Origin of the sequence: Lyngbya sp. PCC 8106, from assembly GCF_000169095.1 — a bacterium.
GTDB lineage: Bacteria > Cyanobacteriota > Cyanobacteriia > Cyanobacteriales > Microcoleaceae > Capilliphycus.
The window spans coordinates 33477-59254 of sequence record NZ_AAVU01000001.1; the positions used below are offsets into that span (position 1 = coordinate 33477).

At 40.9% G+C, this 25778-nt stretch carries 21 protein-coding genes; 6 read left to right on the forward strand and 15 right to left on the reverse strand.

Annotated elements, in window-relative coordinates:
• Positions 1–42: 42 nt before the first annotated feature.
• Positions 43–447 carry a DUF4278 domain-containing protein gene (locus tag L8106_RS00135; RefSeq protein WP_009782106.1) on the reverse strand — a complete coding sequence of 135 codons (405 nt, stop codon included), beginning with the start codon at positions 445–447 and terminating at the stop codon, positions 43–45.
• A gap of 738 nt (positions 448–1185) precedes the next feature.
• Between L8106_RS00135 and L8106_RS00140 the strand changes: the two genes are divergently transcribed.
• Entirely contained in the window at positions 1186–3447 is a 2262-nt protein-coding gene (locus L8106_RS00140) for an EAL domain-containing protein (protein ID WP_009782107.1), read from the forward strand.
• Between the two features lie 37 nt (positions 3448–3484).
• Positions 3485–3850, forward strand: a complete 366-nt coding sequence (locus L8106_RS31185) for a hypothetical protein (protein ID WP_198012874.1) — start codon at positions 3485–3487, stop codon at positions 3848–3850.
• On the opposite strand, the gene L8106_RS00150 is transcribed toward L8106_RS31185, so the two are convergent.
• From L8106_RS00150 to L8106_RS00185, 9 genes are all read right to left on the reverse strand, one after another.
• A complete protein-coding gene (locus L8106_RS00150; RefSeq protein ID WP_009782109.1) occupies positions 3833–4210 on the reverse strand; it encodes a four helix bundle protein in 378 nt (125 codons plus the stop codon). The two genes, L8106_RS31185 and L8106_RS00150, sit on opposite strands and share 18 nt — an antisense overlap.
• Before the next feature lie 19 nt (positions 4211–4229).
• Complete coding sequence (locus tag L8106_RS00155) at positions 4230–5375, reverse strand: hybrid sensor histidine kinase/response regulator (protein WP_009782110.1); 1146 nt, start codon at positions 5373–5375, stop codon at positions 4230–4232.
• Positions 5372–10504 (reverse strand): chemotaxis protein CheB, encoded by a 5133-nt coding sequence (locus L8106_RS29165; protein ID WP_009782111.1) that lies wholly within the window; start codon positions 10502–10504, stop codon positions 5372–5374. Before L8106_RS29165 ends, L8106_RS00155 begins: the two co-directional genes overlap by 4 nt.
• A 60-nt stretch (positions 10505–10564) precedes the next feature.
• Positions 10565–12097, reverse strand: a complete 1533-nt coding sequence (locus tag L8106_RS29170; RefSeq protein ID WP_009782112.1) for a serine/threonine-protein kinase — start codon at positions 12095–12097, stop codon at positions 10565–10567.
• A gap of 238 nt (positions 12098–12335) precedes the next feature.
• The gene (locus L8106_RS00170) at positions 12336–14030 is read right to left on the reverse strand and encodes a mechanosensitive ion channel family protein (RefSeq protein WP_039895193.1); all 1695 of its coding nucleotides are present in this window, start codon (positions 14028–14030) and stop codon (positions 12336–12338) included.
• 396 nt (positions 14031–14426) lie between these two features.
• Positions 14427–14618, reverse strand: coding sequence for a hypothetical protein (locus L8106_RS00175; protein WP_009782114.1), 192 nt, complete (start codon positions 14616–14618; stop codon positions 14427–14429).
• An 18-nt stretch (positions 14619–14636) separates the two neighbouring features.
• Positions 14637–14873 (reverse strand): hypothetical protein, encoded by a 237-nt coding sequence (locus tag L8106_RS29175; protein ID WP_009782115.1) that lies wholly within the window; start codon positions 14871–14873, stop codon positions 14637–14639.
• A 51-nt stretch (positions 14874–14924) separates the two neighbouring features.
• The gene (locus L8106_RS31855) at positions 14925–15086 is read right to left on the reverse strand and encodes a hypothetical protein (protein WP_009782116.1); all 162 of its coding nucleotides are present in this window, start codon (positions 15084–15086) and stop codon (positions 14925–14927) included.
• Positions 15087–15148: 62 nt separating this feature from the next.
• Positions 15149–16102 carry an S-adenosyl-l-methionine hydroxide adenosyltransferase family protein gene (locus L8106_RS00185; RefSeq protein WP_009782117.1) on the reverse strand — a complete coding sequence of 318 codons (954 nt, stop codon included), beginning with the start codon at positions 16100–16102 and terminating at the stop codon, positions 15149–15151.
• Positions 16103–16137: 35 nt separating this feature from the next.
• Between L8106_RS00185 and L8106_RS00190 the strand changes: the two genes are divergently transcribed.
• A complete protein-coding gene (locus L8106_RS00190; protein ID WP_009782118.1) occupies positions 16138–16974 on the forward strand; it encodes a DUF3598 family protein in 837 nt (278 codons plus the stop codon).
• A 2-nt stretch (positions 16975–16976) separates the two neighbouring features.
• On the opposite strand, the gene L8106_RS29180 is transcribed toward L8106_RS00190, so the two are convergent.
• Both L8106_RS29180 and aat read right to left on the reverse strand, forming a co-directional pair.
• Positions 16977–19979, reverse strand: a complete 3003-nt coding sequence (locus L8106_RS29180; protein ID WP_050779048.1) for a PAS domain S-box protein — start codon at positions 19977–19979, stop codon at positions 16977–16979.
• 253 nt (positions 19980–20232) lie between these two features.
• The gene (gene aat / locus L8106_RS00200; RefSeq protein ID WP_009782120.1) at positions 20233–20811 is read right to left on the reverse strand and encodes a leucyl/phenylalanyl-tRNA--protein transferase; all 579 of its coding nucleotides are present in this window, start codon (positions 20809–20811) and stop codon (positions 20233–20235) included.
• A 58-nt stretch (positions 20812–20869) separates the two neighbouring features.
• Between aat and L8106_RS00205 the strand changes: the two genes are divergently transcribed.
• Both L8106_RS00205 and L8106_RS00210 read left to right on the forward strand, forming a co-directional pair.
• Positions 20870–21289 carry a hypothetical protein gene (locus L8106_RS00205; protein ID WP_009782121.1) on the forward strand — a complete coding sequence of 140 codons (420 nt, stop codon included), beginning with the start codon at positions 20870–20872 and terminating at the stop codon, positions 21287–21289.
• A 438-nt stretch (positions 21290–21727) separates the two neighbouring features.
• The gene (locus L8106_RS00210) at positions 21728–22057 is read left to right on the forward strand and encodes a hypothetical protein (RefSeq protein ID WP_009782122.1); all 330 of its coding nucleotides are present in this window, start codon (positions 21728–21730) and stop codon (positions 22055–22057) included.
• 79 nt (positions 22058–22136) lie between these two features.
• On the opposite strand, the gene rpsN is transcribed toward L8106_RS00210, so the two are convergent.
• The 3 genes from rpsN to rseP all read right to left on the reverse strand — a co-directional run bounded on the left by rpsN (position 22137) and on the right by rseP (position 24301).
• Complete coding sequence (gene rpsN, locus L8106_RS00215; protein WP_009782123.1) at positions 22137–22439, reverse strand: 30S ribosomal protein S14; 303 nt, start codon at positions 22437–22439, stop codon at positions 22137–22139.
• 73 nt (positions 22440–22512) lie between these two features.
• Positions 22513–23187 (reverse strand): endonuclease III, encoded by a 675-nt coding sequence (nth, locus tag L8106_RS00220; RefSeq protein WP_009782124.1) that lies wholly within the window; start codon positions 23185–23187, stop codon positions 22513–22515.
• A 19-nt stretch (positions 23188–23206) separates the two neighbouring features.
• A complete protein-coding gene (gene rseP, locus L8106_RS00225) occupies positions 23207–24301 on the reverse strand; it encodes an RIP metalloprotease RseP (RefSeq protein ID WP_009782125.1) in 1095 nt (364 codons plus the stop codon).
• A gap of 265 nt (positions 24302–24566) precedes the next feature.
• On the opposite strand from rseP, the gene gcvT reads away from it, so the two are divergent.
• A complete protein-coding gene (gcvT, locus tag L8106_RS00230) occupies positions 24567–25742 on the forward strand; it encodes a glycine cleavage system aminomethyltransferase GcvT (RefSeq protein WP_009782126.1) in 1176 nt (391 codons plus the stop codon).
• Positions 25743–25778: the final 36 nt, after the last annotated feature.

Here is a 25778-nt window from a genome sequence, read left to right on the forward strand (position 1 = left end):
ATTTTCTTCAGAAACCTAGATGAAATCATTTCTATAGGAAAACTAACAAACCAGTTGTTGGGCTTCTAACTCTAGCATTTTCAACAACTGCTCATCTCCGAGTTTCTGAGCGACTTGTCGGCGATGTTCGAGAACTCGACAAATATTAGCCGTATGAACCGTAATAAAGTGTTCTGGAGTCACTTTTGCGGGAGTCTGAACAGAGGGTTGAGATTGACTCTGTTGTAATACCCTAACCATTCCTTCACGTTCGGCCATTCTAACATCTTCAGCTTGATAAGCAACTCCCCGATATTTCAAGCTAGGGTTCGGTAAGGGAACAGGAATATGTCTGGGATAGTGAACTTGCCACGCATTTCCCCGATATTTGCCCCCCAGTTCGCTTTCTACAATGTCAAGGGAAGGCCGATGCTGCTCATAGCTAATTGTACGATAGGTCAGTTTCATCTTTGCGATCGCTCCTCGTCTCTGAACGAAAAATAACTTAGCTCATCAAGGTAAGTTTTTTAATTTCTGTATTCATTGTTACATTTTGAATTTTAAATTGCCAAGAATTGATCACAAATCAACACAAATCTTCCTTGGGGCATAGATCGGAAGTTGAGGAGATTGGAGGGTTAGGGTCTACAATCTTCAAAGGCTTCACAAATTTAAGTTGTTTTATTGATCAATATATACGTTCTTGTCTATGGGCAATTCCTGCTTTAGCAACGCTGACAATCATCTGGTGTGCAACTCCGAGGAGAGAGATGTGTAGGATTATTTTTTCGATTTCATATGAATAGAAAAAAGGCACTACATTATCGTACCTTCATCTGAGTGAGTCAGATTTTCTCTTTTCCCACTTTGTCTCACCATGATCTTTTGATTCTTTTTTTAAAGAACAAAGAACGAAGTTATTGAAATTTGTAAACAGTTAAGTCAGATTATCGAGGAACTTTTCAATGATATTGAGGTACGCCGACAGGAAGCATAACCGCCCATTCAATCTTGAACAAAATTGATGACATTTCAAGTGGAGTATCGGGCTTCAGGTGTCGTATTTCAATCAAAGAAAAATGGGGGTTAACGGGTGTAGAGACTTATCATAGCGCATCTGTAGAGGCGATGAAAGCACGGGTTAAGATAACGATCTCTAAAATAAAGTGTAATCATCGATAATAAGAGAGATTATCTTAACAAAAAATGATCAGAGAAGACTTGAACTCAGGTGTCGTTTTAGTGGTTGATGACTATCCACTCAATCTCAAATTCTTATGTGCTTCTTTGTCGAGAGCCAAATATGAAGTTTTGGTGGCTCAAACTGGAGAATCAGCGTTAGAGATTGCAGTATCTCAACAACCCGAGCTTATTGTACTCGATATCCGAATGCCTGAAATGGACGGATATGAGGTTTGTCGTCAGTTAAAAGCCTCACCTGTAACCCGAGATATTCCGGTTATTTTTATGACGGCTCTTTCTGAAACTGATAATAAAGTCAAAGGATTAAAACTCGGAGCCGCCGACTACATTACTAAACCCATCCATCCGGAAGAAGCCCTCAGTCGAATCCAAACTCATCTCTCTGTTCGTCGCTTGACTCTATTACTCGAAGAACAAATTAAATATCTTCAACAAGAAATTAACCGACGCAAACAAGTCGAAGAACAGCTTCGCCAAGTGAATACCTTGTTAGAACAACGAGTCGAAGAACGAACCACTGAACTGTTAGCCGTTAATACTCAACTCAAACAAGAAATACAACATCGACAGGAGATTGAAGAAGCTTTAATTCGAGAAAAAGAACTAGCTCAAATTACCCTAGAATCAATTGGGGATGGAGTGATTACGACTGACCAATGCGGAAAGATTGACTATCTCAATCCTATCGCCGAACAACTCACCGGATGGAAAAATGAAGCCGTTCGCGGACAATCCCTCTCTCAAGTATTGACAATCATCGATGAAATCACCCGAGAACCCTTAGAAAATCCGGTTCAACGGGTGTTATCTCAGGCTGATATTGTTCATTTGTCTGACCATACCCTGCTGATTTCTCGGGACGGGACAGAATATGCGATTGAAGATTCTGCGGCGCCCATCCAAGATCGTCAAGGTCAAATCCAGGGAGTGGTAGTGGTGTTTCGAGATGTCACCCAATCGCGTTTATTGAGCCGTCAACTGTCTTGGCAAGCCAGCCATGATCACCTAACCGGATTGCTAAATCGACAAGCCTTTGAGCAGAAAATCCAAGCGGCGATTACCTTAACTCAAACCGAAGAACAGCACTATGTATTTTGCTTTCTGGACTTAGACAAGTTCAAACAGGTGAATGATAGTTGTGGTCATCCAGCCGGAGATGAACTTTTGCGTCAAGTCACCGCTTTACTACAAACCCGAGTACGTGCGGCTGACTGTTTGGCGCGTTTGGGAGGAGATGAATTTGGGTTGTTGCTGCATGGTTGTTCTTTGTGCGACGGACAAGAAGTTGCGGAAACGGTGAGAAAATTAATTCAAGATTTTCGCTTCAATTGGGAAGATAAAGTCTTTTCGATAGGAGTGAGTATTGGGTTAGTGAAAATTGATGCTGATACGTCGAATGTTGCGAGTATTTTCGGTGCAGCAGATGCGGCTTGTTATGCGGCAAAGGCTCGGGGTCGGAACTGTATTCATGTGTATCAAATTGAAGATCATGAACTCATTCAACGACAACAAGAAAGACAATGGATTACAGAGATTGATCAGGCATTATCTAAAAATCGGTTTCATCTTTATGTTCAAAAAATCATTCCACTTCAGAAGATTACAAACCCCCGAGAACATTATGAGGTGTTATTACGTTTAGTGGATGAAACGGGAAATGTAGTGCCTCCGATGGCGTTTTTACCTACGGCTGAACGCTATGATTTAATGTTCAAAATTGATCAATGGGTGGTTAATAATTTTTTGGAGTGTTATCAACAGTTAAAGAATCAAGCGGAGGACTCGTTAAAAAATTATTTGTATATGATTAATTTATCAGAGAGTAGTATTAAAAATCAAGAATTTATCGAGTTTCTAAAAGTTCAATTAACTCCCGATAAAATTCCAAATCAAACCCTTTGCTTTGAAATCCCTGAAACTGTGGCAATCGCCTCTTTATCTCAAACGATAGAGTTTACTCAAACCCTCAAACAGTTGGGATGTTCTTGTGCAATTGATCACTTTGGGGGTGGGATGAGTTCGCTCACTTATTTAAAGCATCTTTCTTTAGATTATTTAAAAATTGATGGTAGTTTTGTCAAAGAAATTCATCGGAATAAAGTTGAATATGCTGTGCTTGAAAGTGTTAATAAAATTGGTCATGCGATGGGACTCAAAACAATTGCTGAGTTTATTGAACAGGATACTAGTATCGAGTTATTAAGAGAAATTGGCGTTGACTTTGCTCAAGGATATAGTATCAATCAACCTCAGCCTTTGAGGTAGAGAGATGGGGTGCAGGGGGAGGTGGGGAGATGGGGAGATGGGGAGATGGGGAGATGGGGAGATGGGGAGATGGGGAGATGGGGAGATGGGGAGATGGGGAGATGGGGAGATGGGGAGATGGGGAGATGGGGAGATGGGGAGGTGGGGAGATGGGGAGATTGGGAGGTGGGGAGATGGGGAGATGGGGAGATGGGGAGATGGGGAGATGGGGAGATGGGGAGATGGGGAGATGGGGAGATGGGGAGATGGGGAGGTGGGGAGATGGGGAGATTGGGAGGTGGGGAGATGGGGAGATGGGGAGATGGGGAGATGGGGAGATGGGGAGATGGGGAGATGGGGAGATGGGGAGATGGGGAGATGGGGAGATGGGGAGGTGGGGATAATTTTAAGAGTTTCTAAGTAACCACTTATCTGGGTAATTCGTCATATTGACAATCATGCCCAAAATTTGATTATATTGACTATAAAGTTCTCGGCCTTTGTGAAGCTCTAAATAATCACATTTAACAGCAAATTTTAACCAAACTTGGGTTTCTGCTGCCTCTGCTTCTGCATCATTTAGTCGGGCTAGAAAAGAACCTTTATATCTCCTTCTTCGCCATGCTTCAGCCAGATTAGCGCAAACTGAACGAGAAGAACGTCGAATTTGGTCAGTTAAAGAATACTTCTCTTCTTGAGGAAATTTTTTCGAGAGTTCAAAGATATTCATAGCAGCATCAAAAGCCATTTGATAGACTTGTAAATCCTCATGGTTATTAATCAATTTTCATCCAACCTCCCCATCACCCTATTTTTGGAATGGGTAATTTAACGATAAATGTTGTTCCTTGGTTGATTTCCGTTTCCAATAAAATATTACCTCCGTAGAGATTGACACATTTTTTCACAATCGCTAAACCCAAACCTTCTCCTTGAATCGTTCCCACATTATCTCCCCGATAAAACAGATCAAAAATTTTATCTCTATTTTCTTGAAGAATACCGATTCCTTGATCTTGAATATGAAACTCTATTTTATCTTGTTCTTGAACTAATTTAAAATCAAGCTGACTTTCTGGGGGAGAAAATTTAATCGCATTCGAGAGTAAATGACTCAAAATTTGTCGTAAAATTCTCTCATCCCATTGTCCATCAAACTCATTCCCTTGATTGGAAAAATTAATCGGGTGTTTCACTTGTCGGGCAACTTTTAATTCTGAAATCAAAGTTTGACAGAATTCAATCAGATTCAAAGTCACAGGTTGAAGTATAATTTTATCTTGTTCGAGTTCATTCACAAAGACAACATCATTCACCAAACTACTCAGATGTTGTACCATTTGTTGAATTCGCTGAATATGCTTTTGTTGTTTAGGATTTTCCAGATCACAATAAGTTTCTAAAAGTCCAGCCGAGGTCATAATGATAGATAAAGGGGTACGATATTCGTGAGAAATTGTGGTAATAATTCGTCGTTTAAACTCTCGATTTTCCTGTTCTTGAAGCAGAGATTCTCTTAATTGTGCTTCAATTTTAATTTGTTGTTGTAGCTTTCTTAAGCCGAGTTGATGTTGAACCCGAGTGATCACTTCTAACGACTCAAACGGCTTTGTAATATAATCTGCACCTCCGACTTCAAAGCCTTTAACTTTATTTTTTACATCATCTAAAGCACTTAAAAATATGACTGCGATTCCCCGAGTTTTCTCGTCTGACTTCATCTTTTGACAAACTTGATACCCATCCATTTCAGGCATCATAATATCAAGCAAAACCAATGCTGGGGGTTGATTGGACTTCATTAAATCCAATGCTTTTTGTCCACTAAGAACTCGTCGCACGGTGTAGCCTTGATCGATCAATAAAGCCGAGAGGACAGCGAGATTATTCAACTCATCATCAACCAGCAAAATATATTCAGAAGATTCAAGAGAGGGTTTGCTATTCATAAAGATTCAGGTTGAGTTAAGGCTTCGATTTCTTCAAACTGAAGATTATTAACCAGTTCTGTTAGCCGTTCAATCAAGAAAGTATCACATTGAGGAATTTGTTGAATTAACTGCTCAATTTCCGCTTCATTCGCCAGATAAGCTGCTTGATGAAGTTGTTCTCGCCATTGAGTTGGCATCACATCAAAATCTTCTCGAACTAACTGAGTTCGTCCTTTTTCTGCTGTCGGTTTCGGAGTGGGCTGTTGTTGTTCATAAATATAAGATACATCTAAATATTGTTGAATTTTAGCAAAAATCTCCTGTTCTTCAAAGGGTTTACGAACAAAATCATTACAACCCAGTGCAATAATATTATGGCGTTCTTCCTCAAAAACAGAAGCCGTTAAAGCAATAATAACAGTATCTTCCCCTTTGGGTGTCGCTTTAATATATTGAATCGCCTGATAACCATTCATCACAGGCATTTGCATATCCATCCAGATCAAATGGGGCGACCAACTTTCCCAAAGTTCTATCGCTTCTTGACCATTGACTGCGGCTTGCACTTCAAAACCCACTGTTTCTAATAGTTTAACAATCAAATGACGATTATCCGGACGATCTTCGGCCACCAAAATTCGATATTGGGGTTGATCGCGACTCAAACCAATCACCCTGCTTTGAGGAAGTTCGGGTTGAATACTGGCTAGTTGTACTCGCTCTAACGGTATGGTAAACTGAAAAACACTACCGTGCTTTAATTGACTCTCAACGGTAATTTTACCCCCCATCAACTCTACAAATTCACGACTAATTGCTAAACCCAGTCCCGTACTCTGTTTAACTTTTTCTCCGGCTTCTGTTTGGATGAAAGGTTCAAAGATTTTTTCGAGTTCATCGAAGTTAATTCCCGCTCCAGTATCTCTAACTTCAAACTGAAGATAACAAGAATTTGAACTCATTTCAGCCGGAACAGGTTGAGAACGAACCGTTAAACAAACCTCACCAAAAGAGGTAAACTTAATTGCATTCGACAGTAAATTAATCAGAACTTGGTGTAATTTATCCTCATCTCCTATTAACCCCCGAGGAACATTGGCATCGGCTTTTATTTCCAGTTGGAGTCTCTTATTTGCTGCTTTCAGCGAAAACATATTTTCTAAGGTTTTCAGCAAAAGAGACAAATCAAACGGCTTGGTTTTCAGGTAAATTCGACCCGCCTCAACTTTAGATAAGGTGAGAATATCATTAATTAAACCCAGTAAATGTTTACCACTGCGATGAATAATATTGAGATATTCACTCGGTTCACCAGAAAATTGAGGTTGTCGTAGCAACAACTGAGTAAACCCTAAAATAGCATTGAGAGGGGTTCGTAATTCGTGGCTCATATTGGCAAGAAAACGGCTTTTGGCAAGATTAGCAGACTCGGCGGCTTCTTTTTCCCGTTGCAATTCTCGGGCGCGTTGGCGTTCGAGTTCGGCTTGTTTGCGCTCGGTAATATCAATAACAACCGTCGCAATTCCAATAATATTATTGTCGCTATCTCGTAGCGGTTCTACACTCAGCTCATAGTAACGCATCTGTCCGTCTCGAGCGATAAAATACTCTTGGCAGTTTCTGATGCCTGTCTCAATAACGGGTTGTTTAATCGCTAGAATTCGTTCGGCTTCATCGGCCGATAAAAGCTCAGTTTCTAAGTTTCCGACAATTTCTTCAAAGGTAAAACCCGGAGCGGGATTGTAAACCCAAGTATACCGTAATTCGCAATCTTGAGTGGTGAACGTAATCGGGGAATTGCTCAGTGCTAAATTAAAGCGTTCTTCACTCCAACGCCAAGCTTCTTCCGCGACGACACGTTCAGTAATATCCATCAAACAGCCCACACATTCAAGCGGAGTATTCTGCTGATCTTTAATCATTTGCAGAGTCGCAGAAACCCAGCGATAGGTGTTCTCTGTCGTTCGTAGACGGTATTCGTGGGTGTAAAAACCGTCTTCATTGAGTCCTTTGGGGAGTCCAGTCAGAATGCGCGCGCGATCGTCGGGGTGCAGATGAGTCACCCAAAAATCCGAGTTATTGAGAAATTCCTCCGGTTCATAACCCAACAAATTTCTAATATTAGGACTAATATAGGTGGCGGCATAATCTCCCTGGGGTTTGCAACTAAAAATTACCGCCGGAGTATTATTAAGTAAATATTGCAGTCTGGCTTCACTTTGACGTAAAGCTTCTTGAACTTGTTTTAATTGCGTGACTTCGGTAACAACCACTCCAAATCCTATTTTATCGGAGGATAATTCGACCGGATAATAACTGGTGATCCAATCTCGTTTGATATCAGGTTGAGCGGCTGTTGTTCCCTGAATTTCAATGTTGAGAACGGGTTCTCCTGTCGTTTGAACTTGCCGATAAATCGGTTCAACAATCTCTAACAGTTCGGGAATCACTTCTTGGGGCTGTTTTCCGATATGTTCTTCGACAGATTTGCCGTTAATATCAGCTAAAATTTTATTCATTCGCAGATATCTCCAATTTTCATCCTGCAAACATAACCCAACCGGAATATTGGCATAGATATTTTCCAGTTCAATATTTTGACGTTCAATTTCGTTTTGAAATTCTTTTGTTTCACTGATATTCACAAAGCTTAAAACTAATCCCTCGCAGCTTTGATTCTCCTGACGATAGGGATGAATTCGCATCAACAAGGTGTCACCCGTGGTCAAAATCTTCACTTCCTGTTCAATCGGTTGTTCGTGGGTGAGTACCTGCTGCAATAATGAATAGAAGTGGGGACAATCAAAGTTATAAGAGATGTGTTGTAATGGTCGATCAATATCCACTTCATTCAAATTAATCGCGACGACAACAGCCGGAGTAAATTTACGGATTTTTAAACTTTTATCTAAAAAGATGACACCAATATCGGTACTTTGAAGTAAGTTATTGACATCATTTGAGAGTTCAATCAATTTTTGAATTTGATTTTGATATTCACTATTAATAGTGTAAAGTTCTTGGTTGGTACTTTGAAGTTCTTCGTTTGAGGCGATCAATTCTTCATTGATTGCTTGTTGTTCCTCATTGGTTGTTTCTAGTTCTTCATTAGTAGCCTGTAAGTTTTCACGGGCTTGTTGAAGTTCATCTTCCAGGTGTTGAATATGTTCAAGTGCGGCTTGATAAAGGTGAGAAGATTGAGAATTTTCGATTAACGGAGGAGGTGTATTTTTTTCGGTTTTTGGGGTGATAATTAACAGATAAAATTCTTCCTGTTGATCATTACGAGGAAAGAACTGTATTTCTAAATCAACTCGCTGACTGTTTTCATTTAGATTATAGGAAAGATCAAGATAAGAAATCGTCTTGTGTTCACGTTTAGAGCGATCTAAAGCTGTACTTACAGGTATTTTCAAAGATGGATTGATCAAATCAGTAATCTTTTGACTGAGCTTTTCAGAGCGAAATTCAAGCACTTGGATGGCATCACTGACAATTTGAAAAAGCTGATAATCGGCATTAACTAAAAAACAACTACAGTGTAACCTTTTAGCAAAAGCACTAAAGGCAAATTCTACAATATAATTAGAATATTTTTGTTGAGTTTGATTGTTTTTACTGCGTGATGATTTTCGAGTTAAGGGCGGACTTAAGCTAATGCTTGGAACAGTTAAAGGTAAGCGAATATCACTTTTTTTCTGGTAAATTTTATATGTTTCATGCAAAGTTAAAAACTCTGTTTGTAGATATCCTAAAGTTTCAGAAGACCCTAAAAATAGAATACCTTCGGTTTTGAGAGAAGTATACAGAGTTCGGAGAATTTGTTGTTGAATGTGAGGTTGTACATAGATTAAAATATTACGACAGCTAATTAGATTAATTTGAGAAAATCCTGCATTAATCGAAAGGTTATGAGGAGCAAAAATCAGCATATTCCGTAAATATTGGCTGACTTGAAAAAAGGGGGAATTGAAGGTAAAATACTTTTCTAACCGGGTACTAGAAACATGGGTAATAATACTTTCAGGATAAATCCCTTCTGAAGCAAATGCTAAAGCGTTAGCATCAATATCAGTCGCAAAAATTTTGACTCGAATATTTTTGTTGAGACTTTGACAGACTTCATCAATAATCATTCCCATAGAATAGGCTTCTTCCCCGGTTGAACAGGCTGGTACCCAGACTCGAAACTCCGCTTTTTCTGGTAGTTGTGTGATTAAATCTGGTAAGACATTGGTTTTTAAATCATCCCAAGCCGGTGCATCTCGAAAAAACTGAGTCACCCCAATCATTAAATCATCTTTTAATTTTAAACGTTCTTCTGGAGAGATTTCTAAGTTATTAATATAGTCATTGATATTGTCATATTCACCTAACGAACAACGACGCAAAACTCGACGATTAAATGTGCTATATTTATAGTAGGAAAAATCTAGATTTTCATATTGTTTAAAAAAATCAATAATAGTTTCAAATTGTTCACGATTGATCCCCAATTCGGGGTTTAAATGCGAAGCCAAAGAAGATTTACCCGTTTTGACAATCTCAGCAATACTTTCAGCAAGTTCTCGCGGCGATAGCACTTGATCGACTACACTGTTGAGAATTGCACTTTGAGGCATTCCATCAAATTCTGCTGTTGCTGGAGACTGAACTAGAGTAATTCCCCCCGCTTCATTGATAGCTTGTAGTCCTTTTGTGCCATCACTTCCGGTTCCCGAAAAGATAATTCCAATTGCGCGATCGCCATACTCAACTGCTAATGATTCAAAGAAAATATCAATTGGAAAATTAATTTTAGGGTGTAAAGTTGCTGTGGATCGAGAGGTCAAATAAAGTTGTCGCTGTCTAACAATTAAATTATTCTGAGGAGTAATCAAATAAATCGTATTGGCTTCAAGAAATATCTCATCAACAACCCGTCGAACCCTCATCGTGGTATGTTGTTCGAGGAGTTCTTTCATAAGACTTTTGAAGTCGGGAGATAGGTGCTGAATGACAACAAACGCGGCATTACTATCCGCAGGTAAATGATCAAAAAATTCTTCTAAAGCCTTTAATCCTCCGGCTGAGGCACCAATTCCAACGACATAAAATTCTGTTGATGATAATGTCTCTAAACTCGGGTTAGAATCTTCACTCGACATCGCATTTATCCTAATTTTATCAGTTCAGGTTTTGATGATCAATTTCATTAATGTAATTCTTTAAGAATCAACGATTTTTTTATCAAAATTTAATATCTTCAGCAAATTTTTAGAGTTTTGGCTAAGTTGAGGAACCGCCGAAGTGTGACTTGTTAACCAGTCATTGATCTCTCGTTTTAACCATTCCAATTCCTCAGTTTTTAACTGTTGTCCAAGATGATAAGTTTTGCGTTGGGAGAGAAAAAACATCATCGGTTTATAAATGGCAATTTCTAAGGTGGGGTAAAGTTGACTATTTCTCGCCTTTGTTTGAGTTAAGTTAATATTTTGAATTTCTGAGAGATTGACAACTTTTCGTTTAGGGAAACCGAGAGATTTCCAACAAATTTCTAAACAACTCTCATTTAATTCTATCGAAATTCGTTCAAAATAGTCAACTCCAGAATTGAGTAACAAAATCAAGAAAATCAATCCCGCAGGTACACCCACAATCAACAAAATCAGTGGTAAACCCAAAAGCGACGAGATTAAATTCAAGCCAATTTTATCCAGAGGAAGCGGTAATAACCACAGTATCCAACTGGCTAAAGCAACAACAGTCACAATTTGCAACTTGACAAATGGACGTAAAGACAAAAGCTGTTCTCCCCAACTCCACAGACTTTTTTGGAGAGTTTGTTTACCGGGGCGAAGATATTCTATTGCAAACCGAGACGGAATTTCTATTGTTAAATTATTCTCAGATTTAGCCAAACGAATCCCCGTATTTTCAGGAGACTGTATCGGCGCAGAAATCGAAGCATTAAGGGCAATTAACGCTTGATTTGCATGAGAATAACGGGCGGAAACCGACGGCTGAATTAACTGTTCTAACCAGTTGCAAAATTGAGGTTCAATCGGAGAACAAGCCCGTTCTCTAAACTTAATTTGTAGATTTTCTTGGGGTAACTCAGCCGGACAAATCCCCGTTAAAAGATGAATTAAAGTCGCACCCAACGCATACAAATCAGAAGCCGGAACCGCTTCCCCGCCAAACTGTTCAATCGGTGTATAACCATAAGTTCCAACCACTGTAAACGTCGCACCGGGAGTTCTCGGCTGAATTTGTACACAGCCAAAATCAATCAAATGAATATGATTATCTGTTCCCCAAATCAAGTTACTGGGTTTAATATCCCGATGTAAAACGGGTGGATTTAACTGATGTAAATAATTAAGGATTTCTAAAACTTCTGCCGCAATCCATTGAATTTGGGTTGGGGTAAATTTCTGATGTTTTTCTAATCGTTGTTTAAGTGAAACTCCCGGTACATATTCAGTCACCAAACAAAACCAGGGATTTAAACTATTAATCGCAAAATAATCTCGATAACGAACTAAGCGGGGATGGTCAAGCTGTTGTAGAATTTGGCCTTCTCGTTCAAGGAGTTTCAAATCATCCCAATCCATTGAACCACTTAAGGCTAACAATTTCACCACGACTTGATCTTTAAACTTCAAGTCTTCCGCCAACCAAGTTTGACGGACAGAATTGCTATTGAGGGCTTCTTTGAGTCGAAAGCGAGTGTTGAGGACTGTCCCAGTTGATAGCATGAGTTGAGGTCGGTGTGAGAAATAAATCTATTAGCCTCATTGTACCGAGACTTTTGAATCTTTTCCCACTTGAGGCTATACTTTTCAGATGGAATTGGAAATGCCGTTGACGACAACTGATGTCTTAATTGTAGCAGTGCCGGGTGTTTTCTACCGCATTTCTGTCAAATGGGTTTGCAGGACTGACGGGGTTGATCCTTGAACATCGTTGACCATTTGTTTTTCTTGATTTAAAACATCATCCTTGATTATTAAACGGATTAAGTATATTACCTAAAGTCGAGACTTTAAAACTTGGTGCTGTATAATCTTTGGGAAGATAGTTTTCTGGAATTGTTGTTTGATTTCCATCTCGCATTGCAGAGTAATGAGGTGAGAGGATTTCGATGTTTGTTTCATTGCATTTATCCTGAATATTTTGATGAAGTTCTGAATAGATATTCGCCATCACACTCGGATGGTTAGTATAAGTATTCAACTCATAACTCACGTAAAAGTCATCTAAACTGGTTTGCAAGACAAACGGTTTGGGTTCAGATAAAATATGTTGAGTGGCATAAGCTGCATCTATTAAAACTTCATGGACTGTACGCCAAGGGACATCATAACCTAAAGTAATAGTTGTGTGGAGAATCAAAGGTGCATAGTTCGGATCAGATTCTGCCATACTATAGTTAATGATTTCGCTGGTAAAAACGCTAGAGTTGGGTAGAGTAACGATAACATTTTTAACCGTGCGAATACGAGTCACAAACAGCGTTTTTTCTAAAACATCTCCTGTCGTATCTGCGATTTTAATGCGATCGCCAATCTGAAAAGCCCGAGTATAAATCAAAATAACCCCGGAGACAATATTGGCAACAATGACAGTAGAACCCAAAGAAAATAGTAAACCTAAAAACAGTGATATTCCTTGAAAGGCTGGAGAACCAAATCCAGGTAAATAAGGGAAAGCAATGACGGCTGCTAAGATGATAATCGAAAAGACTAACAGCTTATATGTCGGTTCTGCCCAATCGGGATAAAAGCCTTGAACTGTTAGTGTTCCATTGCCAACTGCTGTAAAGAATCTTCTCACGACTCGAATTAAATAGAACGTAAAAAAGATAATAATCGCCAGTGCAAAAATATTCGGTAGATAGGAAACAAATTTTTCCCAGCTAATCTCAGCGGCTTGTAAAAAGTATCCAAATACCGTTCGACTTAACTTTTTTGTCCAGGGAAAGAAACTTAAGACAAAAGTGACATAAGCGATGATTGCTGCTAAAGTTAAAAATAGTCGTAATAACTTCAATAAATTTGTTAAAAGTTGAGAAATTTGGGTCGCTTGCAGTAATTCAAAGTTTTGAATTCGGATTGCTGGAATCCTTACACCCACTACGTTGTTTGCTTGGGTATAAAGCCAGGGAAATATTACCCTAAACAAGATCAAAATTGCCAAAAAGATTCCTGTAGCGATTACTGTTCTAATCACTCCTTGACGAATGTATTCAGGACTCCGTTCGAGACGATATTCTGCGATCGCAGTTTGAATGGTATTCTGGTAGCTTTCAGCGAGTAATTCTCGTGACTGATCAGCCATTCTGGCGTCGGCATCTGTTATCGTTACTAATACCAGTTTTCCGACTGTTATATTTGTTGTCAAGGGCTGGGTATCAACTTGAATATTTTCAATGGCAATTGTTGGATCTTCGGCAACTTTAAAAAGACGATTTGTTACAGCTTTGGCACGTTCTTCTGGAGAAAAAGATCCAACTCCAGCACGAATCTCAAATAGTGTCTTTCCTCCCAATTTTACAGCAACTTCTGTTTTTGTCGGAGCCGTTTCCTGAGTAGAATTAACAGGTAATTGAGCAGAGGTTGGAGAAAAAGAAACGATCTGAAGTAAAAAACATATCGCTATTGTTATTAAAAAATATATAGTTTGATTCAAGAAAGACTTTTGTTTTCTCTTTTTAAATTGCTGAAAGCATTTCATATTAGGCGACTAAATTGTACTTTCTGAGTATAGATCTTTTAGATGCAAGTTTTCCATAACTTTATAAAAACTTAAGCAGAGGAGATCACTCAGAAAACATTACTCACTAACAATTAGAAATTTTAATACTTTGTTTTATAAATCCATAATTGCCATTACCACATTAAAATCAATTTTTTGAGCAACTTTATTTTAATTACTTTTCTTTATTTTATTTTCTTTAGTTTGAGAAAAACTCCGGGTAAATATTCAGTGTTGAGAGTCTGAGTTTGGGTGAGTGTGAAAAGAGAGTCTGTTTGTCTTATTGTACTTAAATTACCGTCGGAGTTTGGCTGGAGTGAATTCTATTCTCTAACAAGGTTCTTCAGCCGGATTACACATCGTATTCGGGTTTTCAAAGGATAGAATTGGAGCCGTATAATAGTTATAAAATTCCGTTCCGGTTACTTTATTATTGACAACAACATTACCATTTTGAGGATTGAAAATGACTTCAACTTGATCATCACTGCCAACAAAACTTCCCGTTTCTCCCCGTTTCAAAATTCCAGAAAACTTAAACTATCCTTCCGTAATTTGGATGGCAATTTCATCGCTATTTTGAACAGTTGTATAGGTTTTTGGGGTGTAAGCGGTCGAATTGGATTCGCTTTTATCAGCTTCAAAAGGGGCAGTATCCCAATAAATATATACAGATTCTTCCGGCATTCGGAAAATCAATCCTCTCTCCCCTAAACCACTTTGCCGATAAACTGCCTCACCGGATTTATTTTCAAAATTTCCGGGTTGATCTCCCACCGGACTAAATTCGTATCGGGTTCCATTTTCGCGTTGAATAGAGACAAAACCCTAGCGTTGAGAAAACGTACACACCTCAGAAGCAGAAGCTTTATCTTCCCCTTTAGGGTAAAAATCACAGCGAACTTTCACCGTATCCGCCTTTGCTGAAAAGCCAAAACTCATTAAGATTAAACCTACAGCAGACAAAAAGGTTACTGCTTTTTTTCTCATAAGTCTCTCCTCTCCACTTTCCTAAAATGACAAAAAGTTCATCTTTGAAACTGTATCAAAATTTAGGAATCCGTCAATAATATCTGAATCCGAGATCCCCATTCCAACATCAAAATTGATTGAGCATTCGCTTGATTAGCGGCAATTTCCACCCAACCATGAGAACCCACCAAAGCAATTAAATTCCCCGGTTGCACATCAGCATAAGTATAACCGCCGGGAATAATCCGAGAAACCTGAGACAAAGATTCAATCTCCGAAGCCGTTTTTTTAGAAACTTTATCTTTATTCCCTTTGCCTTTTTTCTTCTTCTTCTTGTCTTGGTTTTGATCCGAATTTTCCCCCGAGTCAACGACAACTTCCTTCTCCCCCCCAATCGCCACAAACCAGGTTTTTCCCTCAATAAAATGACCGGGAATATTTGTAATTAAATTTCCAAAATGATCAATATGCTGAATACAGCCTTCTATTCCTTCCTCTGTGAAGCTAGACTCTGATAAAATCAAATCGGAGAGGGTAGCCGGATCAATGGGATGTCCAAGTTCTCCGAGAGGAACCCCACTGGCTAAATAAGCACCTGCGGCGGCAAAAATATCCCGACCGTGAAAGGTGTTACTGGGGAGGGGAGTTCGCCAATAATCAGGATTTGTCAATTCCACCACCGTAAACTCCTCCGGTGTCTGACACTGGGCTAACATCGCCCCCATCGCCCCCGCCAATACCCCATTATCTGGCCCAACCAGGTATCCTGTCGGTAGATCAACAGCGATCGCCCGACGTTGACTCCCGACTCCTGGATCAACTACCGCAATATGAACCGTTTTTGGGGGAAAATAGGGAACAGCGTTCATCAGACAAAATCGACCCGCCCCAATATTTTGAGGGGGAATGTTGTGAGTTAAGTCGATCACCCGTAATTCCGGGTTAATTTGAGCGATCACACCCTTGATCACCCCGACATAAACATCACTCAAACCAAAGTCCGTCAGCAGTGTGACAATTCCAGATAAAGACATAGAGAAACCGTTTGTAGATACAATGAGGTTCAATTATGCGATCGCAATGGGAAAATTTTCTCAAAAATTTAGGCGAGTGGCAGGGTTCATTTACACAATTTTCCAATCAAGGGGAAATCGTTAAGGATACGCCCAGTATTTTGCAGTTAGAAGCGTTTGACGACAACACAACTGTCCGCCTAACGTTGCGTCGTTTTCCGCCGAGTCCTGATAGTATCACAAAACCCCCCGTTGATGAATTAGTCCGAGAATTTAAGTCTCTGGGGCGAGAGATCCTATTTTTTGAGAATGGGGCGTTTTCTCAAGGGACAATTCAGTTGGCACCGTTTGCGAAGTCGGGGGCGGAATTTGGGTTTATGGCGGAAAATCGTCGCTTGCGGTTGGTGGAAATGTTTGATCCAGACGGAAACTTAGACCAACTGACGTTAATTCGAGAAACCCGGGCAAATACCGACACCGTTGAACGTCCTCCCCTCAGCGTTGAAGCGTTACTGGGAACTTGGAACGGAGAGGCGGTTACGCTTTATCCCGATTTGCGTTCTCCTGATACGTTTTCCACTCAAATGAATCTTCAGTTAGATGATACCAGAAAACTCACCCAAAGTCTAACTTTTGCCAATCAAACGATTTCTTCTACTGCCACAATAAACGGATCAATTCTACAGTTTGATGGGGGTTCTAATATTAAAGTGTATTTGTTACCCGATGGCGCTTCAGCAACCGTTCCCCAACAGGTTAAACTACGTCAACCGTTCTTTTTTGAGGCGGGATGGCTCGTTCACCCCAACGAACGACAGCGGTTAATTCGTCGCTACAACGATAAGGGAGAATGGGAAAGTTTAACCTTAGTAACGGAACACAAAAACAATTAACCTCACTCAACCTCCGCCCCAACCACTCGATCCCGTCCTTCTTTTTTCGCTTGATAGAGGGCGGTATCTGCCCTTTGAACGACAGCATCTCCTGTCATTCCATGTTCGGGAAAACAAGCAACTCCTAAAGAAGCTGTAATTGTCCCCAGGCTTTGACGTTTGTGTTCAATATTAATTTGCTTGATCAATTTCCGAACTTGTTCAGCCCGTTTGTAGGTATTCTCTATGGAAGCTTCGGGTAAAATTAACGTCATTTCTTCGCCACCATAACGACAGGCAATATCAGAAGCCCGCAGACTACTTTTTAACAGTTTCCCGACTTCTTTTAGCACTGCATCACCCCCATCATGCCCAAAGGTATCGTTAAAGCGTTTAAAGTGGTCAATATCAATCATAATCACACCAACATTGTGATCATTGCGACAGGCGCGATTAATTTCTCGTTCTAAAGATTCTTCTAGGTAGCGACGATTAAATAATCCCGTTAGGGGATCACGAATACTGCGGTTTTGAAGTTCTTCTCGGAGTTGCAAGTTTGCGATCGCCAGCGCCATTTGTTCGGCGACAGTTCGGGCGAGTTGTCGTTTACTTTCACAGAGTTGATCGGGGGAGTCAGAATAGAGGTAGAGTAATCCCAGTGTTTCTCCTTGTGCCATCATCGGTAAACAAAGAGAGACTTTGGGCGGTAAAGTCTGATCGCTATGATTACAAAGTAAGTCAAACTGATCGGTATCAACCCAATGTTCTCGTCCTCGCCGCAAACACCAACAATCTTTCGGATGAAAGACTGTTTCTCCGATGGGGAGATTTCCCCAGGTGGCGACAGCTTCAACAAAATCACGGGACGCTTTGGTGATAAAAATTCCGCCCGAACACCCCGGAAACAGGGGTTTAATTAGGGTTCTGAAGGTTTTGTAAGCTTCTTCTAAAGTAAAACAAGCTTGGAGAAAATCGTTCATCTGACTGAGTAGCAATATTTCTTGATTTCGTTGTTGAAGTTGGTTGAGACGATCTGCTAATTCATCATTGAGTTGTTTTAGTTGGAGTTCCGACTCTTTCGTCCGGCTAATATTACGAAACGTGACTGTAAACCCATCTTCTAATTTAACCGCAATATTCACAAACCAAGATTTAATCCCGTCGTGTTCATAGTAAAATTCACGTTCTTGAGGTTCTCCGGTTTCGACGACTTGAATGTAGCGATCAAAGAGTCCAACTTCATAGTTTCCGGGTAATTCTTCAAGCAGCCGTTTTCCTAACAATTCGTTTTCGTGTCGTCCGACGAGTTCACACCCAGAAGGATTACTGAGTAACCATTCAAAATCAATAATTTTCCCAGTTTCGTCTCGAACTGATTTAAACGCCATAATGCCATCAATAGAACTATTGAGAACTCCAGATAATAGCAATTGAGAATTTTTTAGTTTCTCTTGAATATCAACCGTTTCGGTGATATCTCTATTGACACTAATGGCGGCGATAATTTTCCCTTTTTCGTCTTCGAGGGGAACAACATTGGTTTGACAAATTCGTTGGGTTCCATCTTTACAGATGACTTCTATTTCACCAGACCAACGACCGTTTTTGATTAGGGATCTAATAATTTTAGTCGTTAAACTTTTGGCATCTTTGAGTTTATATAAAAATTCAACACTTTTCTCTAAAACTTTAGCTTTGCTATAGCCAAATATAACCTCAGAAGCGGGATTCCAATCAATAATAATTCCCTCTAAGTTTGTAATGATAATCCCATCAGAAATATTTTCAAAGGTTAAGGCTTGTCGTTTGAGAGATTCTTCAATTTGTTTGCGTTCTGTGATATCGTAGACAACAGCATAAATCAGTTGACTTTCGGGAATGGCGGTGGAATTCCACACCAACCAGCGATAACTTCCATTTTTGCAGCGATAGCGATTTTCAAAGGAAATTGCATTCATCCCTTGGCTGACTTTTTCCGCTTCTTTTAAGGTCTTTTCTCGGTCTTCTGGATGAACAAACTCAATAAAAGGTGTAGCTAAAAGTTCGGTTTCGCTATAACCTAATGTTCTTTCCCAAGCCGGATTAACGCGGGTAAAATATCCGTTAAAGTTGGCGATACAGAGTAAATTTATGGACTGTAAAAAGAAGTGATCCCGTTCTTCTTCTGCTTGTTTTCGTTCGCTAATATCCGTTTGAATGCCTATATAATGCGTCAGTTTTCCCCAAGTATTTCGCACCGGAGAAATGGTGAGTTCGTTCCAAAATAAACGACCCTCTTTCCGATAATTTCGTAGCGTGACAGAACAACTTTCTCCGGCTTTAATCGCTTTTCGGAGTTCTTTTAACGCGGGTTGATGACGATCAGAACCTTGGAGAAAGCGACAGTTTTTTCCGATGACTTCTTCACGACTGTAGCCTGTAATACTTTCAAAGCCGGGATTAACATAGATAATCGTATTATCTCCTTGAGTAGCTTCGGTAATCACAATTCCGTTACTACTCGCTGCAATTCCCCGTTCTAGCAGTTGTAACCAACGTTGGTTTTCTTGATCTTGTGTAATATCGTGGGCTACCCAGAGAACGGTTTGAGATTGAGTTCTGAGGGAAACACTAGCAGAAAACCAAAAGGTTTTATCTTCTACGAATAAGCTATACTCAAAGGTGAGTGTTTCTTGGGTTGTGAAAACTTGTCGAATTAACTCAAGCCACTGTTCAGACTGTTCAGACTCGTAGAATTGCTCCAGGGTTTTATTGATGATTTGAGCTTGTAACTCGGAGTTTCTCTCCAGACCCGTCGGGATAACTGTAATGTTTGTAGCTTCGGGTTCAATAATGAGAATAATTTCTGAAATGGCTTTAAACAAAGCTAATGTCTCTACTTCACGAGCCTCTAGTCTACGATACCATAACTGCTCGCTAATTTGATCGGGTATCAAAGTAGAGGTCTGTGGATTAATTTCGCTCTGCTGTCGTATTTGTTGGAGGTTTATATTAGAGTCAGAATTAGAATCTATCTTAGTTTTCATAGGGGGTGTAAATTGCATTCAAAAGAGGTTTGGTTTTGTGTGATTAAACTATGACTCAAAAAATTCTCTGGTTTTCTTAGACTGGTACTGGTTTTTAAAAATTAGTCGTAGATCTGATTGTTTTTTAAGAATTGTAAAGATCGGACCCTTTTTAGATCCAATCCGTAAGCTTTTCAGAACCTATATTGTTTGTATTTATGCTTCGATTTTAATCGATATTACGAATAAAAGTCAATTCATTTTTTTTTGTAAATTATTTCAAAGAACAGTTACGACCTAGAGCTTTTGCTAGTAAATTTTTGTACTCTTTCTGAGTAATCATATAAGCTCCAAACCGCTCTAGATGAGGATTATTCATCTGAGCATCAAACAACAAAAAATCACGTTCTCTTAAGTATTCAACCAGCTTAACCATTGCCACTTTTGAGCCTTCGGGAATGCGATAAAACATCGATTCTCCAATAAAAGCACCCCCAATAACCAGCCCTAAAACTCCCCCCGCCAGTTCATCCCCTTGCCAAGTTTCAAAGCTATAAGCATAGCCAGCATGATGCAAAACATGATAAATTTCTTGTAATTCTTCAGAAATCCAAGTTACTTCTCGGTTAGCACACCCATCAACAACCGCCGAAAAATCACGATTAACCGCAATACTAAATCGATTTTGATTCAGCACTCGTTGAAGCGATCGCGGATAACGAAATCGTTCATCTAGGGGAATCAAAGCTCGTTGACGAGAAGTATACCATCCCAAGTCCTGATCGTCATCATTCGCCATGAGAAAGTAACCTTGAGCATAACCCTGAATAATTGCGGCAACATCGTATTGCATCATGCGATGATTTTGATATATTAATGAAGTAGTCTATTTTAATCCAAACTGCAAGCCAATGCTAGCATTTGATGGCTGTCCCCTACTGGAAAACACACTAGAAAAGTTAATTAATAAAACCGAAAAAAACTGGGGTTATTTACAAATTAACAAGCGAGTAGATTTTTACAGCATTAATATTTTAGGTAAAACAGAGTCAATTCTCAAGTTCAAAAGCAACGAACCAACCAACTCTTACCGTCTATTTTGGTACAAACGCCCCGAACCATCAGTCTTTGTGCAGTCAAAAACCATAAAAACCTATAACCCTTCGACTCGCACCTACGACAAGTCTAAAAGTTATCAAGTCTGTTTCAAACAAGAAGCCAACAGCATCGAGTCTTCGATCAATCAACGATTTGCGGATCTCGTCAAACAGAAAATTCTACAAACCTACGACTCCCGGAACGCACCTGCGATCGCCATTGTACGCCAGTAGAGTGCTAATCACGCAGATAGAAATCACGGGAAATAGTCCGGTAGAGTGGAAGCCCCGTGTCTTTAGACCGGGGAGGAAACTCGACACGAGCGGTTTTAACCGCCTGTAAAAAAATTAATGGGGGTATGGTTGCCCCCAACACCCATTTCTGGGGTAATGTTTGCCTCGCCAATGTTATCGGTCGGTACTTTCCACAACACACTGTCTTACCCCTCGTAGGACTGTTTAATGCTGTGGTTCTAGAGCCGGAGACTGGCCACGCATCTCCGGGTAGGAACGTTAACTCTTGCCGATAACGTAGCCCTCAAGGGACTTAGGCGGGTACTAGCTACCTAAAAAGAGAAGCATGATGCCCCGTCTCTTTAGAGCGGGGTGCTGACGCACGGTATAATTTAACCAAATTACCACTATCATTGAGTCTACAGCTATTTTAGACCCATGTCTGACCTAATTAAACCGATTACACTTCCCCCTGCTGTTGATCCCCAACAGGAAGGGGAATGGCTGCAAACAGCCTTACACACTTGGCTCGATCAAGAATTTATTCCCGAGGCGATTAACCAAACCATCGCCCAAAGAGCCGCTCAAATCTTTGTCCGTCAACGGATGGAAGGAGAAAACGATCTCGGCTGCCTAGTGATTGCGATTGTAACGGAAATGCAATCATTTGACTTTTCTCAAAGTTTTTATGGAGAGTTTGCGATCGCCAACGCCGTCAGTGATTTACTCTTAGATAGCTTAGGATACGAACGCTGTTGTGGGGGATAATCAGAGGAGATCACGCCAAAAAATCTGAGGGAGAGAGACATCGATAACTTGCTCATCTCCGACTCCCCCAAACTTCAGATTACCAACTCGACTTAACAACACCAGGTAACAATCCTTTGTGTGCCATTTCCCGAAGTTGGTTGCGGCACAGCCCAAAATCGCGATAATATCCTCTTGAACGTCCAGTCGCCCAACACCGATTACGAACTCGACTCGGAGCGCTGTTCCGGGGGAGTTGCTGAATTTTGCGGTGAATCTCCATTTTTTGCGCTTGATTGGGAGCTTGATCAAACTGTTCTTTAAGCTCTTCGCGTCTTTCAGCGTACTTTTCCACCATTTTTTTGCGCTTAATGTCGCGCATGATCATACTTTTCTTTGCCATTTGAGTGCTTTTTCCTCTGTAAACAAACGTCTATTGATATTTTTTGACGAACTCAATCCAGACTTAACTGCTGTCACTTCGCCCTAGCCCGACTTGCCTCTATTTCAGCAGACGGACATAAATCAGACAACTTACAATCATAACACGCCGGATTCCGAGCCGAACAGACAGCCCGACCGTGATAAATCAACCGAATCGACCAATTTTCCCAGTCTGGCTGAGGCACTAACAGCATCAAATCCCGTTCAATCCGAACCGGATCGGTATGTTTAGTCAGTCCCAAGCGTTGGCTCAAGCGCTTGACATGAGTATCAACCGTCACTCCCATGTTAATCCCATAGGCATTCGCTAAGACCACATTAGCCGTTTTCCGAGCCACTCCCGGCAATTCGAGCAACTGTTCCATCATCTTCGGAACTTTACCGCCAAATTTCTCCTCAATCATCCGACAAGCGGCTTTAATATTTTTGGCTTTGTTGCGATAAAAGCCCGTTGAACGCACTAATTCTTGCAGTTGCTCGTCATCAGCCTTCGCCAGGGAAAAAGCATCGGGAAAACGTTTAAACAGCGCAGGCGTGACCTTATTCACCCGCTCATCTGTACATTGAGCCGATAAAATAGTCGCCACTAAAAGCTGTACCGGAGTTTGATAAGTCAGCGTACACCGAGCATCAGGATAAAGTAATTTGAGACGGACCAAAATCTCCAAAGCCCGTTGCTTGATGCTTAATCGCTTGCGAATGGTCATATCAGTTCCCTAAAAACGGTTACTGTTGGAGAAGCGATCGCACCCAACCCAAATTAGCCGTATCGCGCACAATCAAGAAAATCCCCAAACCCAACAGAAGCATCAATCCCGTTTGCATAACCCCCTCTTGAAGGCGGCTAGGGAGAGGTTTACCCCGAATCGCTTCAATAAGAAGAAACGCCAATTGACCCCCATCGAGCGCCGGAAGCGGCAGAATATTGATAAAAGCCAGGTTAATACTAATCAACGCCGCAAATTGGAACAAATCCCCCGCATCAGAACGAGCAATATCGGCACCAATTGCCACAATTCCCACCGGGCCAGAAAGCTGTTCAGCCGTTTGACTGAAGTTGCTAATCAATTGACCAAAACCTGAAACCGTTAAGCTAATAATCCGTTGAAACTCGTTGGCGCCTTCACGAAAAGCTTCAACCAAGCCATCGGCCCGACGGCGCACGACATCGCGGTTATGAGTGAGTTGTACACCAATCCGCCCCGTACCATCATTGCTGGCTTCTGGGGTAACTTCAATCGGGATAATTTGATCTCCCCGTTTGACTTCCAAATCTAAGGGTTGGTTGGGATGAGATTGGATCTCAGAAATTAAGTCCTGAATCGCTTGTTGTCCGGGTTGAAACCGTTCCCCCTCAACAGAGATAATCACATCATTTGCTTGAATACCCGCTCGTTGCGCCGCCGAACTGACATTCGTTGCAACTTCAGGTACACTTACTCCCGCAGAGTAGTTAAACTCAGGAATACCAATAATTCCCACTTGAGCAACCAGGAGAAAATAAGCAAAAATCAGATTCGCGATCACTCCCGCACTGATCACAATCGCACGATCTAAAATCGGACGGTTGCTCAACAGATCAGGATCATCTCGGGGAATGGTACTTTCGGGGTCTTCGTCTGGAAATCCCACAAATCCCCCTAACGGAATTCCTCGTAAGGCATATTCTGTCTCGGAACCTTGATATTTCATCAAGATCGGGCCGAAACCAATGGAGAAACGGTTAACATGAATATTTTGCACTCGTGCCGCCATAAAGTGACCGAGTTCATGGACGAAAATCAAAACTGCAAGAACTGCGATCGGTGCCAAAACGGACATGAATATACTTCGCTGAAACAATAAGTGTATTAATTTTATTTATTGTGACACACTTTATCCAGTCACCCGTTAGGGAGATGGGGAGGTGGGGAGGTGGGGTGCAGGGGAAGAAACTGTTTACTGAAAACTGAAAACACACTCTGACTGGTGACTGGTAATGAGTGACTGTAAAAGACTCCCAACTCCCGACACCTTAGTTCTGACAACTGCGGCAATTTACCGATAAAATCGAGAGAACCGAGCAGAATAATGGGATAGATGACCTGTGGCTAAGTCAACTGAAGTTAAACACACAGAAACCGAACACAATGAGACACAACCGCTTTCTCGTACTCCTTTGTACGATGTCGCTGTAGCACTCAACGCTCGCATGGTTCCGTTTGCCGGATGGGAGATGCCCGTGCAATACTCAGGAATTACCAAAGAGCATGAGGCGGTGCGTTCACAAGCGGGAATGTTTGATATTTCCCACATGGGTAAGTTTATTTTGATCGGAGAGAACTTAATTGAAACGCTACAACCGTTGGTTCCTTCTGATTTGAGTCGTTTAAAACCCAATCAAGCTCAATATACCGTTTTATTAACCGAGCAGGGCGGTATCCTAGACGATATTATTTTTTATTATCAGGGCGAGGATGCAGACACGGGGACTCAACGAGGGGTGATGATTGTCAATGCGGCGACTTGTTCTCGCGATAAAGCTTGGATCTCAGCCCAGTTAGAACCAACCGATATTACCCTCGAAGATTTATCAAAATATCAAGCGTTAATGGCCGTTCAGGGGCCACAAACTCTCGAAAAGTTACAGCCTCTCGTGACTGAAAACTTAGATTCTATTCCGTTTTTCGGACATCTCAACGCTACAGTTTTAGGACATCCCGCCTTGATCGCCAGAACTGGATACACCGGAGAGGATGGCTTTGAAATTATGGTTGCTCCCGAGGTCGCAGTACAATTGTGGCAGCGTTTGTTAGAAGCTGGAGTTACCCCTTGTGGGTTGGGGGCTAGAGATACTCTGCGTTTAGAAGCGGCGATGGCGTTGTATGGTCAAGATCTTGATACCACAACAACCCCTTTGGAAGCCGGATTAAGTTGGTTAATTCACTGGGATAGCAAGGGTGATTTTATTGGTCGTTCTATCCTCGAAAGTCAGAAAACAGAAGGAGTATCCCGGCGACTGGTGGGGTTGGAAATGCAAGGTCGTCATATCGCCCGTCATGGGTATCCGGTGAAGCTCAATGGAGAAATCATCGGGGAAATTACCAGTGGGACTTTATCTCCGACTCTTGGAAAAGCGATCGCGCTCGCCTATGTTCCCACAGATTTTGCTCGAATTGGTCAGTCTCTTGATGTGGAAATTCGCGGGAAAACTTATTCTGCGGAAGTTGTTAAGCGTCCTTTTTATCGTTCAACCTCTCGTCTGTCAAAAATAAAACGGTGATTTTCTCTGAGGGGGTTATCTTGTTTCTAACTGACC